Source organism: Verrucomicrobiota bacterium, assembly GCA_027622555.1.
Lineage (GTDB): Bacteria > Verrucomicrobiota > Verrucomicrobiia > Opitutales > UBA2995 > UBA2995.
This window is the reverse complement of record JAQBYJ010000016.1, coordinates 14,324-29,393: the sequence shown is the minus strand read 5'-3', so window position 1 is coordinate 29,393 and position 15,070 is coordinate 14,324. Positions and strand designations below refer to the sequence as shown.

13 protein-coding genes are annotated in these 15,070 nt (G+C 47.1%); 4 read left to right on the top strand and 9 right to left on the bottom strand.

Annotation, left to right across the window (positions count from 1 at the left end; all coding sequences use genetic code 11):
• Positions 1 to 162: 162 nt before the first annotated feature.
• A complete protein-coding gene (locus O3C43_06395; protein MDA1066116.1) occupies positions 163 to 618 on the top strand; it encodes a DUF4174 domain-containing protein in 456 nt (151 codons plus the stop codon).
• Positions 619 to 665: 47 nt separating this feature from the next.
• Here O3C43_06395 and O3C43_06390 read toward each other — a convergent pair whose 3' ends face one another.
• Positions 666 to 935, bottom strand: coding sequence for a hypothetical protein (locus O3C43_06390; GenBank protein ID MDA1066115.1), 270 nt, complete (start codon positions 933 to 935; stop codon positions 666 to 668).
• A gap of 116 nt (positions 936 to 1,051) precedes the next feature.
• On the opposite strand from O3C43_06390, the gene O3C43_06385 reads away from it, so the two are divergent.
• Positions 1,052 to 1,510 (top strand): hypothetical protein, encoded by a 459-nt coding sequence (locus tag O3C43_06385; GenBank protein MDA1066114.1) that lies wholly within the window; start codon positions 1,052 to 1,054, stop codon positions 1,508 to 1,510.
• Here O3C43_06385 and O3C43_06380 read toward each other — a convergent pair.
• From O3C43_06380 to prfB, 6 genes are all read right to left on the bottom strand, one after another.
• Complete coding sequence (locus O3C43_06380; protein MDA1066113.1) at positions 1,507 to 3,852, bottom strand: DUF3987 domain-containing protein; 2,346 nt, start codon at positions 3,850 to 3,852, stop codon at positions 1,507 to 1,509. The two genes, O3C43_06385 and O3C43_06380, sit on opposite strands and share 4 nt — an antisense overlap.
• Positions 3,849 to 4,127 carry a hypothetical protein gene (locus O3C43_06375; GenBank protein ID MDA1066112.1) on the bottom strand — a complete coding sequence of 93 codons (279 nt, stop codon included), beginning with the start codon at positions 4,125 to 4,127 and terminating at the stop codon, positions 3,849 to 3,851. The genes O3C43_06380 and O3C43_06375 overlap by 4 nt, the downstream gene beginning before the upstream one ends.
• A 362-nt stretch (positions 4,128 to 4,489) precedes the next feature.
• Positions 4,490 to 5,161, bottom strand: a complete 672-nt coding sequence (locus O3C43_06370) for a hypothetical protein (GenBank protein ID MDA1066111.1) — start codon at positions 5,159 to 5,161, stop codon at positions 4,490 to 4,492.
• Positions 5,148 to 6,419, bottom strand: a complete 1,272-nt coding sequence (locus O3C43_06365; protein ID MDA1066110.1) for a site-specific integrase — start codon at positions 6,417 to 6,419, stop codon at positions 5,148 to 5,150. Before O3C43_06365 ends, O3C43_06370 begins: the two co-directional genes overlap by 14 nt.
• A 191-nt stretch (positions 6,420 to 6,610) precedes the next feature.
• Positions 6,611 to 8,026, bottom strand: coding sequence for a hypothetical protein (locus O3C43_06360; protein ID MDA1066109.1), 1,416 nt, complete (start codon positions 8,024 to 8,026; stop codon positions 6,611 to 6,613).
• 2 nt (positions 8,027 to 8,028) lie between these two features.
• Positions 8,029 to 9,172, bottom strand: a protein-coding gene (gene prfB, locus O3C43_06355) for a peptide chain release factor 2 (protein MDA1066108.1) whose coding sequence is annotated in 2 segments (ribosomal slippage) — positions 8,029 to 9,099 and positions 9,101 to 9,172 — 1,143 coding nt in all. Because the reading frame shifts where the segments join, the coding sequence is not laid out codon by codon here.
• Between the two features lie 94 nt (positions 9,173 to 9,266).
• On the opposite strand from prfB, the gene O3C43_06350 reads away from it, so the two are divergent.
• A complete protein-coding gene (locus tag O3C43_06350; GenBank protein MDA1066107.1) occupies positions 9,267 to 9,815 on the top strand; it encodes a dihydrofolate reductase family protein in 549 nt (182 codons plus the stop codon).
• Here O3C43_06350 and O3C43_06345 read toward each other — a convergent pair.
• Positions 9,812 to 10,555 (bottom strand): phosphoadenylyl-sulfate reductase, encoded by a 744-nt coding sequence (locus tag O3C43_06345; GenBank protein MDA1066106.1) that lies wholly within the window; start codon positions 10,553 to 10,555, stop codon positions 9,812 to 9,814. The genes O3C43_06350 and O3C43_06345 overlap by 4 nt on opposite strands.
• Positions 10,556 to 10,648: 93 nt before the next feature.
• A complete protein-coding gene (locus O3C43_06340) occupies positions 10,649 to 13,027 on the bottom strand; it encodes a cation-translocating P-type ATPase (protein ID MDA1066105.1) in 2,379 nt (792 codons plus the stop codon).
• Here O3C43_06340 and O3C43_06335 point away from each other — a divergent pair.
• Entirely contained in the window at positions 13,013 to 15,070 is a 2,058-nt protein-coding gene (locus O3C43_06335) for a DEAD/DEAH box helicase (GenBank protein MDA1066104.1), read from the top strand. The genes O3C43_06340 and O3C43_06335 overlap by 15 nt on opposite strands.

The window sequence follows — 15,070 nt, the reverse complement described above, 5'->3', positions numbered from 1 at the left end:
GGTTTTGAACAGGTTTCTGTGTATTGACCGGGTTGCGTTAAAAGCTGAGAACCGTATTGTAGAATATGATCGAAACAACGATGATTGTAGTAATGGTAGTTCTTTGCACGTTGTCTCTGATAATGGAGGCAACAGAGGCGTATGATGATGCGACGGTCTCGAATGATTAGAGAAGGACATTCCTATTGTTTATTTGGTTACGTGGTTCTTGTCATTGGTATGGCTTCAACAGTGCTTGATTCCCTTGCGAATCCCCTGAATGACTTTCGATGGGAGAACCGTGTGATGGTGGCCCAATTGGGCGAAACTTCCTTAACGAAATTCGAGGCCGAACTCGAACGGCAGCTAGGTAGGTTGAAAGAATACCGACTGGTAGTCGTCGCTGTAACTAATGAGGAAGTAAATGTCTATGGATCCGGGGAAAAGCAGGTGAGTAATGAGGGCCTAAAGCTTGCGCTGGTGGAACAGTTGTTGGGGATGGATGTTGCTTTGATTGGCCTCGATGGTGGGGTAAAGCGTCGGTTTACGCTTTCAGGTTTCTCATGGGATAACGTGTATGGGTTGATTGATTCTATGCCTATGCGGCGGGTCGAGTTGCGTGCGCAGAAACGTATATAGATGAAACTGGTGAAGTCCTAACCGGCGTTCGGGCGAAATCCCAGGCTTCAAGTAAAGTGCTGGTCGATTAAGGTTTTTCCTTCTTCGAGTGAGAGGGTCGTGGGGAGGTTGAAGTAGAGCGATACAAAAGGACCTGCGCGTGTTTTATAGGCGGTCATTCCGAAAATATCGGCTTGCAGGTGGCGAAAGAGTTTGAAAGTCAGCGCGTAGATCAACCCTTCGGCATGCTGATCACCTTCGTATCTTAAACAAAACTGCGTTGGACGCCATTCCGTCAAAGTAACTTTGCCTCCGATGGCGGGTGGCGGCGCTCCCACTATCTGTTCTATGTCTGAGCCCTCGTGGAATCTTTCCTCGATCCATTTGGCCAGGTTCTGAGGAAAAGTTACTGATAGGAAGTTGCTTTTTAGCGGCGCAGCCGATTACTTCAGATGTGACATCAACGGAGCCATCACTTGAGGATACAAAGACATGGATTGAGGAAAATATTGAATCGTTGTTAAATACGAAAATCGTTAAAAGGGTCCGGCAAGTTGAAATAACAGCATCCCAATCAGACTTCGTAAGCTTGGAAGATGGTCAAATCAGTTTTAAGCACACCTTCAATATATTTTTAGGGCGAAATACTGAAAACTTTGAGTATTTAGTTACGATTAATTTACGTAGGGTTAGAATTTCCCAAAATGGCACACGTTTTGTGTTTGAATGTAAAAAGGGGGAGAACGCCATGAAAAGCGTCGGGACAACAACAGGATCAAAAGGACCAGCAAAATACTTCGAGGACCAAAGTTATAACTGCAAATCTACTCAGGCAGCTGATCGGATGGTAAAAGCACTTAATCACTATAAAGCCTTGTTAAGCACAAAATCGGTCAGCAGAGATTTGTTCTAGTCCATCCTTAGGCGGACATCCCCACCGTCTCGGCTAACGATTACAACCGTTGAAGGTCTACCCCCCTTTTCGTTTGAGGAAAGAGTTTCGATTTTCAGCAAATCACCGTAGCTAGTTGCCAACTCTTTTACTCTATCCGGCTTTATGTCTTTCAGTCTTTTAATGTCCCTCAGGCTTATCTGATACCCGTCTGCGGTCTGCTCTCCGTGCTGACGGGCCGTATCGATTATCCGCTCAACCTCTCCCGTTTCGATTCCCTGACGGGCTTTCATGATTATTTTTGCGGATGCTCTCCCGTAGTAGTCAGACAATTTGCAAGCCGTCTCAGCTCCCTTGACGGCCATCCGGATGTGTCCCGCGTCCGGGCCATGTTGGGCAACGTGAATAATTAGTGCGATCCTCTGAGCAATCTCCCTTCTACGAGTGTTGAAGGATGCTAATTTCGGCATTTGAATTGAGGCATCGGCATATTTATTGCCATAATCGCGAAACACTTTTTCAGCCTCAGGCGTTGGAATTACAGTCAAAGTTTCATTGATATTTAGAATCCCATGAAGACAGGCTTCCCACCGTTCCCTGACTCCGGGATCCGGCATACGGGCTGTGCCGTCATCTCTCATCGGCGGGGACTTGCTCAGACAGATAAGGAATCGTGGAAGCAAGCCGCCGGTAACGAACCGGTCGGTATTGAATAATCCGGATAGTTCGTCCGGAGTCGAAGACAGGCATACAGTCATAACTGGTTCTCTTAACATGACTGGTTCCCTGCCTACCCGGTTTACCTTCCCCGATTCGCCGGAAAACGCCTTCAGATAAAGGTGTTCATCTGTTCGATTGTTACTGTTGTTTCTTCCAAAAAGATTGGCCACAACGTCCCCGGCCTCCGAGGAGAGCAAAGCCAGATACTCATCATTGGCCTGAAGCATCATGCCTAACGCCTGCGTGGTCACGTCTTCCACCAAGAGAGACGGCACTATTGACCGAGCCTCGAGCTCTGCCATTTTCCTGTTTACCTCCTCAAGCTGTTTCGTGCAATTGGATTCGGATTCCTGCTTTGAAGGCTGAGCCAGTCGTTTCTGTTTGCCTTTCAGAATTTGAATCTGCGCGTTAACTGACGGCTTTACCCTCAGTTCCCAATGTCTTTGCATGCCGATTTCCCACTCATGCAACGGCCTGTTAATTAATTTTGAGGTAAGGGTTTTTCCACTACCACTGATTGCGGTTACAAAGCCGAATATGTTCCCAAAGGTCTCGAAAGGTGGAATCCTGAGTTTGAAACTTTTTCTCATGGCAGCCGAGACCGCACACAAGACTTGAAGTGTCGGCATGTCGGGATGAACCCCGTAGAGAGATACGGCCTCGCTTACGATTTCATTTAGCGGAAAAGGCATTTCCGGCAATTCCATCTCGGCTTCTTCCCTATCCTCAGGTTCAGCGTCCTGATAAGTTGTATTCTCTTCCTCATTCCGGCCAATAACATCTTCCAAATCAAGCGCACGATCTTCCCTGCGTGGCCGCAGAGCGGACGCCGCCGCGCTAAAGTCGCCGTCGTGTTCGAGGATCGCATAAACCGCAAACGGCTTATAAACTTTTTCCGCCTCGAAAACGGTAGAGGTCGAGAAACAACAGAACCGGCCCGGAATATGGTTGTATGATGCCGATACGCCCTTGTCTTTGCCGGGTCTCCGCCAATATTTTTCGCTTAACTTGGTCCAGCCGTGTTTTTCAAGCAGTCCTTCAAAGTTCCCGCTTTGGTCGTATTCGTCGCCCGGGGTCAACTCGCCTGAAGCAAAGGTTTCCCGCCTGGGATCTTCCTTCACGTTTTGATTGAATGACCGTGCAAGATCCAGCAAGGAGGCTTGTTCATCTTCGTTGAGGCAGGGTATTCCCTCCCAAGATCCGCGTGTAAGCTCATAGCCTTCGGATGGAGCTATTAGAAAATATCCGCCCTTTCCACGTGTCTCAATCAATACTTCCCGGTTTTGTTTTTCAGCTAACTTGGTGTTTGGGAGCGGTGCCCCGTCTGATTGCCATACCAGGTGACACCCTCCCGATGGAGTTTTCTGCCGGATCAACCGGTCAACAATATCACCAAGCCCGGATTCTTTCGCCCGTTGCTCGAATAGTGGATAAATTTCCGGCTCGTCAAAGTCGAGGCATTTTACTTTTCCACCTATCAGTGCAATGTTGCGACCGTTGCTAAACCAGGTCCGGTATAAATCCGGGTCGGGCAAATCATCTTGCCATCGCTTCCAAGGGTAAATGGCTGTCTTCCCGTTGGTCGGAATGCAGGCAATTCCTATTTCCCGGAGCTTTAGGGCGGTTTCAAGGTTCCGGTTCATATCTTCCCCTTTGTCACGGCCATAAATACATCCAGCTTGCCGGCCAGCTCGCACAGATCACGGGCGATTTCCCAACGGAACAAGTGGTATTCCCGTTGAAATTGCGACCAGGTCTTGCGCGTCATTTTCGCCTCCCAAGGCGGCATCGGGTCCCACTCCCGGACCATGTTTTTCCCATGGTTTTCAAACCTGGCTGTTACTTTGATCCTTCCGTCCAAGAATACGCCCCGCCATTTATGCTTGCAAGAGCCTTTAGAGTCCGTTGGTATTTTCATTGTCGTTTTAATTTCAAAACCGTGGTTGTCCTGGATAGATTGCCACGGTTTCCTCTTTTTTGGTTTAGGTTTGTGGTCGATTTCTTTTTCGATCCTCAAGCCATCCCTCAACCTCGGATCTATAGAAAATAATCCGCTTCGAGTTGATATGATAACATGGAATCCTTAACTTTGGAAATGCTCGCCAAAAGCTTTGACGATGAGCGTACCCAGTAAGTCTTTGGACTTCTTCAGTTGGGATTGTCTCATCGTGTGCTATTGCTGGCATTGCTCCAAATAATAGAAACAAAACAGCATTTATAAACAACCCACGAAAGGCACCTAACTACCCCAAAATTATCAGAAGTGGGGTAGTTTAAAAACTAATGTATTTTTGCCCGAGAGCCCGACTTTCTTTTTCCGCCCTTTGAAGACGGAGGAACACTTTTAAAGCCGATCTCCCCGCTATATTTGTTTTCAAAGTCTTCAATATATTTCTTCAATCTGTTTTCCCGGGAACGGATTATATTGTCCGGATCACGTTCAAGCTGTTTCAAAACATCCAAGACGTGCTGGGTAGACGGCGGAAATCCCGGAAATTGTTCCAGTTCTTCCCGCATCTCCATAACCTTTGGTTTCATGAACTTTTGCCACCGCTCCAGGTCCACCGCCCAGGGCCGATAAATTCCGGTTTGCTCAACCAAGCCCTTAAACTTTTCAGAATAAGAGAACCCCATGGTTACAATGAACGCCATGCAGACATTGTAATCGTTCTTTTTGACGGGAGCATTCAAAGCGGCCCTCTCATACATTCTGGCGAATTGCGAAATTGTTATATGGTCTTTCTTTTTTACCCACCCTGGAATATGCCCCAAGATTGCTGTTTCCGTCGGTTCCGTTTCGGTCCAATGGACTTTTAGCCGATGATTCCTTGTTGCCCAATCAAGCAAGGTGTTCTCAAGATTTCCCATCTTCCTATTGCTTTTCCAATCATCACCAAAGAACAGCTTACCCCGCAGAGCATACAACCTTTTGAATGCTTCATCCCGCGTCATAACTAACCACCTTCCCGCTTGGTCTGTACGGACTGACCTTAAACCAGGCTTGCCCCTCTTCGGTTGTCACAAGTTCCCTGTAGTGCTTGTGAATCATCTTGGCACTTGTCCCTGCCTCCAATGCCGTCCGGTCCACCTCCCCCGTTGCAGCGATCCGGCAGGAAATGAACGAATCACGAAAGCAGTTTTTATGGAGAACCAACCCCCGGCCTTTTCCGATAAAGCGAATTCGATCCATGAACATGGTCGTGCCTGGACAAACCTCCCCCACCCGATTCTCGCAAAGCATCAGCCATTCAATGGCCGTATCGCATAGCGTAACCAATCGTTTTGCAGGTGTGTTTGGCTTCGCATTCGTAACACGAACAAAGCGCCGTTCCAGACTAATATCCGCCCACAACTGCCCATGAACTTCTGACCTGCGCATTCCACATAAGCCCGCTAATACCGTTGCCGCCAGATAATGGGGAAATTCATCCCTCATCAGGTCTAAAAGCTTCTGATAATTATCTGCATCGGCAATGCCTATGTTAATATCATCCTCCTTTGCGCGGTCTGTCAGTTCGGCCTGGGTCTTAAAGTGAATCGGCAAAAAACCTCTTCTTGAAGCAAATCGAAACAAAGTCACAACCCGTTTTCTGTGGGTGTTACGGGTGCGGCCTGTGACGGATTTACGGGTTTTAATTACCGTCATGCCATTCAACCAATCTTGGATCCGAGTGGCGGTGATTCTCGTAATAGGGACATTACCCATTGCCGCATTTAAGGACGGAAAGGTGTCTTCATAACTTTTCTTCGTGGTTTTACCATCCTCCCTTTTTGATTTCAAAAATACGTCTATTACTTCGCCAACGGTGGCCTTTTTGATTTTTCCGGTGTTCCGGTCATACCAGTCCTGAGCTGCGGGGATAATCTGCCCTGCGGTCAACTCATTCGCTCTTTTCCATTCTTGGACGGCGGAAAGCAAAGGAACATCCCCTAGCAATTTCTTTGCATGGCCCAAACCCTCCAGTTCGGATTGCGTAAATTCGGGAGTCAGAACCTTTCCTAAATGCAATTCGTCGGCGGTCTTTTTCGCCAGATCCATTGCTTTTTTCAGGTCAACTTTTTGCCTCTGGGTCCATTTTCCGCCTGAGTCCTTCCAGGATACCCCGTAAATGAAACCCGATTTGGTGTCTTTGCGTGCAATCCGATAGACCTTTACGGTCACATTGCCGCGCCGAACCTCCTTAACCCACTTGGGGCCTTTACCGGCCATTGGTTTCCTTGAATAAGTTGTTTCGCATAAAAATCCCCGAAAAGAAAATGCTTACGGATGCTTACAAGTGTTTCAAGGCGAATCTCTGAAAGCCTTTTAAATACTGAAAACAAGGGGATTCAGGCTAAGGGTTCAACTCCCGGCGGGAGCGCCACTCATAATCGAAGCAAAAAAACGGAAATGGAGTCTACCTAATCAACCAATTGACACGGTAACATCGCAGCGTCGCGCATTCCGTGAATTATTTTTTTATCTGCCGGACAAAAAGTAGCGAGGATGCCAGCCAACTCGGCAGTTTCTCCATCCACAAAAAAGTAAGGACAGAGCCGAATTCGTCCTTGCATTTGGAAAACATTTTCAGGATCCGCATAGACTGGATGTGTTAATCGCTTCGGCTTACGATACTCCTGCAAAATATGCAGATGATTCTCACTCATTTCAACTGCTTGCTGAATCCCCTCTTGCCAAACTTCCCTGGATGAATCGCTCCCGAGTGTCACACTTCGAGCTCCCCATGCCGTTTCGTGAAATCCACTGATCTTTATGATCAAGTTTCGTTCCTTTTGGGAAGCATTTGAAAGATCAGACCATTCACGAATGGGTTTTCCACTCACCAGCGGACCATCCAAAACCGCTGTAGGAGGCAAAGGTGTGTGATCCATCACCCAGCTTTTGGGGATGACTTTGGACAAAGCATTGAAAGACCGTTTGGGCAAATTCTCACTCCAAAATTGTGCAAGCATACCGTGATGAAATAAACCAAGACTCAACTTCTCTTCCTGGAATGCCCTCATAGGTGGAGTAAGCTCCACTTCTTCTTTTTCCAAAGCTTCGAAGTAAAACGGGATGGTTTTCAAGTTGGGCAAGTCGAACAATTCGAAGAAACGATAAATGACATCCACCTTCTCAGGATTTCCATCAATAGACACATGCATATTATCGCCCAACGGATACACTTCATCCGGATGGAAACAATAGACGCGTTTGCCAAGTTTCTGAAGTTCATTACAGACCCAAACCATCTCTGGACGATAGGTTGCTGCCTCATCGCTGACGACGATGACAATCATCGGTGCATGTTTGTCAGGTGTCTTAGACGCAAGAGCCTTGTAGAAATACTTCAACATCAAATCCGCATTTCCAATAACGCGGTCATTCACACTTGAATACAATCGATTCAGAAAGGCGGTGAGTCCGATACCGCCAGGCACAGAATCGATTTCTGTCAGGGCAAAACCTTCTTCGGTGACTAAAAGATCTGGACGAATGACAACCGGCAGTTGTCCACGTGTCGCTTTGCATCGCCCGTGCTTAATCAGGTGATGAGGTTTACCTCTGTCGAGATAATCCGCGACCCAAGGGGCAAAGAGGTCTTTATTTCTGAGAAGTTTTTTCCCTTCTGAAGAACGAATATAAAGCGTCTCAAGTGCTTTATGAAAATCAAGACATGCTTGACCCAGGGTCCTGATTTCATCGAGTTCCTTTTGACTGATTGGCCAGGCATGAGGAGACAATTTCCAAGTTTTATCCTCGAAAAGGGAGGTGGCTTGAAATGTTTCCTTTAGGTGCTGGTAGGAATGACCGGGCACATCAAATGGACTACCCATACTTAATCTTCCATGTTGATATTTTTATTTCTCGAGATGGGACACCCTGCTCGCAGCCAGCTATAAATAAAGCGATTGATATCTCCATCCATCACACCCTGGATATCGGAAGTATCTGTGCCCGTACGAAGATCCTTCACCATTTGATACGGTTGAAAAACGTAACTGCGAATCTGATTTCCCCAGCCAATCTCTCCCTTCTCGCCATAGAATTGATCCATCTCAGCGCGCTTCTCGTCTTCCATTTTTTCGAAGAGACGAGATTTGAGAATACTCATAGCGGTCGCTCGGTTTTTATGCTGAGAGCGTTGATTCTGGCAGGCGACAACGATTCCAGAAGGTATGTGAGTCAAACGTATAGCCGATTCTGTTTTATTCACATGCTGCCCGCCGGCACCACTTGAACGGTAAGTATCAATACGAAGATCTTCCTCTTTAATCTCGATATCCACCTCACCAACAATTTCCGCAATAACGTCGACCGAGCAAAACGAAGTGTGCCGCCGTTTGTTTGAATCAAAAGGCGAGATCCGAACCAGCCGATGTACGCCTCGCTCTGCTTTAGCATATCCATAGGCGTTGATACCGCTAATAAGCATGGTCACTCGACTAAGCCCCGCCTCTTCACCTTGTTGCATATCCTGTATTTCAATCGTGTAGCCATTGCGCTCAGCCCAACGGGTATACATGCGGTAAAGCATTTCAGCCCAATCGCAGGATTCGGTACCACCGGCACCCGAGTGAATCGTTAGAAATGCATTGGCACTGTCGTGTGGCCCACTGAGGAACGAGCTAATTTCAAGCTCGTCCAATTCAACAACCAGGTTATCGACAGTTGTTTTTAGTTCTATAGAAAACTCGCCCTCCAGTTCGCCTTCCTCCTCATCGACCAACTCCATCAATGCGTTCATATCGTCCAACTTAACCTGAAAGTCTGTCATCAGTTTTACAGACCGTTTCAAGTAGTTCATGTCGATAACGGTCTTCTGGGCAGTCTCCTGGTTATTCCAGAAATCTTGTTCCCCCATGGTTGCTTCCATGGCAGCTATCTGAGTCTGTTTATTCTCGACGTCAAAGATACCTCCACAGGTAACCACCACGTTTGTTAATTTCTTCGATATTAGAACGGGTCTCAGGTGTAATCATAGGATTCACAAAGAAAAAAACTATTCCACTTTTGCAAGCCTGAACACCATTTCTTTAACTTGCACGCATCGGATTCATCACCACTTTTTACCTCATGGAAATAATTGCGATCGCAGCTACTTCCCTGGATGGATTTATTACCCGGGGTCATAAGCCGGGAACAGGTTTTACGTCAGAAGCGGATAAGGCGTGGTTTCCAAAGGCAGTAAAAGCATTCGATTTCAAAATTATGGGGCGTCGCACTTTCGACGTTTCGAGGGAATACCTACTGCCAATGGTCCTGAACGATTCAAACGATAAACGAATCGTTATCACAAATGAACCAGAGACATACAAACACCTGGAAGTACCGGATCGCTTGGAATTTACAGCAAAGACACCTTTGGAAATCGTGAAGGAAATTCAAGGAATTGGCATGACCAATCCAAGGGTAGCTATTCTTGGTGGAAGTTTTATTTACAGCGCCTTCCTCGAAGCCGGATTGATCAATGAATTTTGGATAACTGTAGAACCCTTGTTATTCGGTTCAGGAACCTCACTGGTCCATTCAGTGCCGAAAGTAGCTCTGATTCTAAAAGAATCTTTCGAATTGGGTCCGTCCACCCTATTGTTGAAATACCGTTGCGAATATTCGGTGGATTAAATCATAAAATCCGTTTGGCCGGACAATTCATGTAAACCACACTCGCGCTTCACACCATTAAAACGCGTCTCTTCTGCAGACATATCTCCCAGTAACGGACTTGAGCTATGCTTGTCACCAATTGAAACGTAACCCTGTTCCCAAAGAGGATGGTAAGGTAGATTATTGTTCGTCAGATACTGATAAATCTCCCGATCTGTCCAATCAATGATAGGGTGAATCTTAGTGATATTTCCCTGCTTCATCACTACATCCAAATGCTTCCGGGAAGACGATTGGTCTCGTCTGAGTCCAGCTAACCACCCCTTGGCCCCGAGCTCAACCAAAGCGCGGTTCATCGGTTCTACTTTGTTCATCAGATTGTATTTTTCGATACCTGCTTTCCCCTGCTCCCAGAGCTTTCCATAAAGAACTTCCTGACGGGCAGCAGTCATCTCTGATTGGTAAATACGAAGGTTTAAATCGAGGCGTCTTCGCAATTCTTCAACAAAATGATAGGTCTCAGGAAACAGGTATCCCGTGTCTACAAAAACGATCGGAATCGTGGGTGCCATGGTAGAAACCATGTGTAACATAACCGCAGATTGAGCACCAAAACTAGAACTCATTACCAAACCATCGCCAAATGTATCCAATCCCCAACGTATCCGCTCGAGGGCACTGGCGTTTTCAAGCTTTTCACTGATTGGAACAACTTCAGTAAGAATCTTTAGTTTTTCGACTAATACAGACTGGCTCATTGCATTTCTTAGGTATCTTAGGTAGCTTACTCATAAAAAGACATAAAAGTCAGGTTACAACCAAATTCTTTAGTCTGTGAAAAGTGTAAAAACTTACTCCCGTCCCATCAAAAGCCTTAAACTGTTGAGGACCACCACCACCGTACTACCTTCGTGAGCAAAAACACCAACGGTAAGCGGAATGAGGCCAAACAACGCGGCACTGGCCATTAAAAGGACTGTTCCAAGCGAAATAACGAGATTCTGCCGAATGATCGATTTGGCCTTCCGACTGAGCTCATACGCGGTCAGAAATTTTTCAATCTTGTCATTCATGAGAACAACTTCGCTTTGCTCAAGGGCCGCATCACTGCCACGAGCTCCCATCGAAACCGCTACGTAAGCAGCGGCCAAGCTTGGAGCGTCATTCACCCCGTCACCAACCATGGCCACTTTATGACCTGCCTCAGTGAGCTCTTTAATAATTTGCACCTTATCCTCAGGCAACAAACCACTTCGAACTTCCTGAATACCGATTTTTTCACCGACAGCATCCGCTGCACTACGACGATCACCCGTCAACATCATGGTTTTAATGCCAACTTCCCGCAGTCTTGCTAAGGTCTGTTTCGAGTGTTCCCGAATTTTATCCTCCAACAGAATCCTCCCTATCAGGTCTTTTTGAAATACCCAAACTTCGGTCACGGATGGAGGCGGTTCGTCGACTTTCTTAATCCAATCAGAAAAAGGGCCGGATTCCATTAATTCTCGCCGACCTAAGAAAATGGCTTCATCTCTAACCTGCCCGCGCAAACCTTTGCCACTGAATGACTGAAAATCTTCTACCGCTTCAGCAACCAAACCTTCTTTCTTTCCATAGCTGACAATCGCTCTCGCCAAAGGGTGATTCGAATGGGTCTCAAGACTGAAAGCTAATTGTAACACTTCATCACTCCTGCCATCGGGAAAACTCTCTACACCCGTAACAGACAAATCGCCTTGGGTAAGCGTCCCGGTCTTGTCCATCGCGACTACATCGACCTCAGACAATTTTTCAATGGCTGCCCCTCCCCGGAAAAGAATACCCTTTCTCGCACCCCAGGCGATCGCAGCCAAAATGGCAGATGGAATGGAAATCACCAGCGCACAAGGACTCGCGACAACCAAAAATGTCATTGCCCGATAGAACGCAGAAAACTCGCCCGCCTCTTTCTCGAAAGCTGGTAGATTCAGGACCAGCCATGAAAACAAGAAATACCCAGCGGTGATTCCGAGAATTAAATAGGTATACTTCGTCCCGAATTTATCGGTAAATCGCTGACTAGGTGCACGCAGATGCTGCGCGTTTTGGATGAGACGAATAATTTTCTGAAGCGAACTTTCTGCCGCTTGACGAACTACCCGAATATCACAAACACCCCAAAGATTAAGCGTGCCGCTGTAAACTGAATCACCCACAATCTTCTCAACCGGAACTGCCTCACCAGTCAGATTCGATTCGTCGGACGCCGTCTTTCCTGAGATGACCTCACCATCGACCGGGAATAATTCGTCTGGTTTTACGCGGAGTATTTGACCGGGCAATATCGATTCCACCGGGCGCACGACCACTTCCCCATCCACGTCAACGAGGTTAGCAGTCTTCGGTGCGGCGCGTGTAAGAGCATCGATTTCACGATGAGTCCGATGCTCCGCATAATGCTCAAGGGCCCCGGATAACGAAAACAGAAATAATAATAGAGCGCCTTCCGCCCACGAACCAATGGCAACGGCACCCAGGGCGACCGACAACATCAGGAAATGAATATCCAATTGCCCACGCTTGATATTCTCAAACGCATCTACCGTGGCATCCCATCCACCGCTGATTAAAGCTATAGAATAGAGAACGTAAACAACCCATAGGGGGATAGCTGAAGATAATCCGACGAGAACACCCGCCAATAAAGTAACCCCGCATATTCCGGCCAGAAGAGCCATAAACTTCCACTCTTCCTCCGAGTCTTCGACCGTACTTTCTTCCGAGGGCCATTCATATTCGCGCCAGGTCCACAACGAACGAACAGCAGGACATTGAGTTTTTTCAACGACGGTTTCGTCATTTCTGGAATGCACCCAAATACCGTCCATCGATAAATGTGTACCTTCCGCAGGGTTGGCTCTTAATTCATTTTCTACCGCGTTCAGCAAGGTCTGCAAAGATCCTTCCAAGGCTGCATTCTGATCCTTTGTAAAGGTGGCAACAGAAACAGTGTGAGTTTCAGCACTTATTTTTATCGCCTGAATTTCCTTCTGCTCACTCAAAAAATTCCTGAGATCTCTCACCCATGAAGGTTCCTCTTTGCTGCCAATATTTACCATGATCGGGAGATGCTGAAGGGCAAAAGGAAAGAGGCAACCTAATTTAGAATCATTCCAAAAAGCTTCCTGCTCTGGTTTTGGATCGACTCTTTCGACCGCGAAACTTTGATCCTCCGCATGATAGGTTTTCAAAATGAAATCGAAGCAGATTCGGCACCTGATCTTCTCTTTGATTTAGTCACGAAAATTTTCAGTGAAGGAGGATGGCTGCAAACAACCCTGGGGATGGAGTACCGGCCTCAACAGGAAACCATGGCCCGAGAAGTCATCGGAGCATTCACTAACCATCAACCGCTCCTTTTCGAAGCAGGTACAGGCGTAGGAAAAAGCCTGGCTTATTTAATTCCCGCTATCCTCATTGCCATGCGTAATAAGCGGCAGGGAATCGTGGCAACCAACACGATTTCACTTCAGGAGCAAATCAAGGATAACGACCTAAAGATTTGTAGAAACCTCTTTTCAAAAGTACCAGAACTACAAGCCTACCTCAAATTCAAAGTGGCCATTCTTGTGGGTAAAGGAAACTACCTATGCACCACGCGCCTGGATCAAGCCATTGCACAAAAAACAGAGCTTATCCCGAGCGATGAACAATCTGAACTTGAGCGCATTGTCCAATGGTCACTGGATACCAAAGTAGGCATTCGGCAAGAACTGGTTCCTCCTCCATCCTTTGAAGTTTGGGACTGGGTGAGCGCTGACTCTTCGGCCTGTAACAAAAAACACTGCGATCCGAAAGTGTGTCATTACCAAAAGGCGCGCACAAAAATTCGCGATGCCCACATACTCATCTTAAATCATAGTTTGCTGTTTTCTCTGCTCGGCTCCGGCATGCCCGTGCCAAAGGGCCGTGGAATTTTGTATCCTGAGGACTTTGTAATCCTTGATGAAGCGCACACGGTTCCGGGCGTGGCAACCGATCATTACGGCCTGGGTATCAGCTCGTATGGAGTCAACCGAACCCTATCATTTCTATACAATCCAAAGCGCAAAAAAGGTCTGCTCCGGCGCCATGGAACCACGGGTGATTGCAACCTGGTAGTACGGGTGCGAAATGAAGCGGATGTATTCTTTAGCCTGGTAAGGCAGATGTTCCTCGAGAAACGCGAGATTGCCCGGATCTATACGCCCGACTGGTTGGATCCCGTGTTACTCCCACAAATTAGAGGCCTGATCATCCGCATAAAAGAGATTGCAATTCACCTGGATGATGGACCCGAGAAATCCATTGTTGAAGATCAACGCGATCGACTCACAGATCTGTGCAACAGCATCCGTCAATTTATCAGCCAATCGTTGGACGAACAAGTCTATTGGGCAGAGCGAGGCGGCCGGGGAGGAAAAATCGTATACTTACGCAGTGCTCCCATCGACATTTCTGAATATCTGAAAGAAAGTCTTTTCATGCGTCAAACGGGAGTGATTCTGACCAGTGCGACGCTGGCAGCCGGTCCCAACATGGAGAATTTCCAAAAACAGATTGGCGCAGAAAAGGAGTTAACCTACCAGGTAACTTCACCATTTGATTACGAACATAACGTACAGGTGTTTGTAGCTGACGACGCTCCTCCCCAGTTAAGGGATGGTCGTCAAGACCTCGACTACCTGGAGGAAATGATCCTCTTCTGTGTGGAGCAAGTCGAAGGAGGAAGCCTGGTGCTTTTCACTAATTACTACGATCTTAACCAAATTGCCCGACGAATCGAAACCGAACTCGAAAACCTGGGTCGCCCACTTTTCCAGCAAGGTAGAGATTTTTCGCGCTCAGAGCTCACCCGAGAATTTGCCAAATCCGGAAACGGAGTCCTACTCGGCACCGAGAGTTTTTGGGCAGGAGTAGATGTTCCCGGTCCGGCCCTTTCCCAGGTTATTATAACCAAGCTGCCGTTTGAAAATCCTTCTCACCCCGTTGCAGAAGCAAAAAGCGACTGGATGAAAAAACAAGGGAAGAGTCCATTCATGGAACTCACCCTACCCGACGCTCTGATTAAGTTTCGTCAAGGCATTGGCCGGCTTATCCGGAAGAAAGATGACAAAGGGTTCATAACCCTCCTCGACTCAAGAGTTTTTACCAAACAGTATGGCATTCAATTCTTGAATACGCTTCCTAAAAAAGATTATCACCGGTTCAACAAAGAAAATCGGGGCTGGGTATTCGACCACGCACACTATTAG

Excerpts from the sequence above, each read along its gene's own strand:
- O3C43_06395 (MDA1066116.1), top strand. The coding sequence starts at position 163 with ATGATTAGAGAAGGACATTCCTATTGTTTATTTGGTTACGTGGTTCTT.
- O3C43_06380 (MDA1066113.1), bottom strand. The coding sequence starts at position 3,852 with ATGAACCGGAACCTTGAAACCGCCCTAAAGCTCCGGGAAATAGGAATT.
- O3C43_06375 (MDA1066112.1), bottom strand. The coding sequence starts at position 4,127 with ATGAAAATACCAACGGACTCTAAAGGCTCTTGCAAGCATAAATGGCGG.
- O3C43_06370 (MDA1066111.1), bottom strand. The coding sequence starts at position 5,161 with ATGACGCGGGATGAAGCATTCAAAAGGTTGTATGCTCTGCGGGGTAAG.
- O3C43_06365 (MDA1066110.1), bottom strand. The coding sequence starts at position 6,419 with ATGGCCGGTAAAGGCCCCAAGTGGGTTAAGGAGGTTCGGCGCGGCAAT.
- O3C43_06360 (MDA1066109.1), bottom strand. The coding sequence starts at position 8,026 with ATGGGTAGTCCATTTGATGTGCCCGGTCATTCCTACCAGCACCTAAAG.
- O3C43_06350 (MDA1066107.1), top strand. The coding sequence starts at position 9,267 with ATGGAAATAATTGCGATCGCAGCTACTTCCCTGGATGGATTTATTACC.
- O3C43_06345 (MDA1066106.1), bottom strand. The coding sequence starts at position 10,555 with ATGAGCCAGTCTGTATTAGTCGAAAAACTAAAGATTCTTACTGAAGTT.
- O3C43_06335 (MDA1066104.1), top strand. The coding sequence starts at position 13,013 with ATGATAGGTTTTCAAAATGAAATCGAAGCAGATTCGGCACCTGATCTT.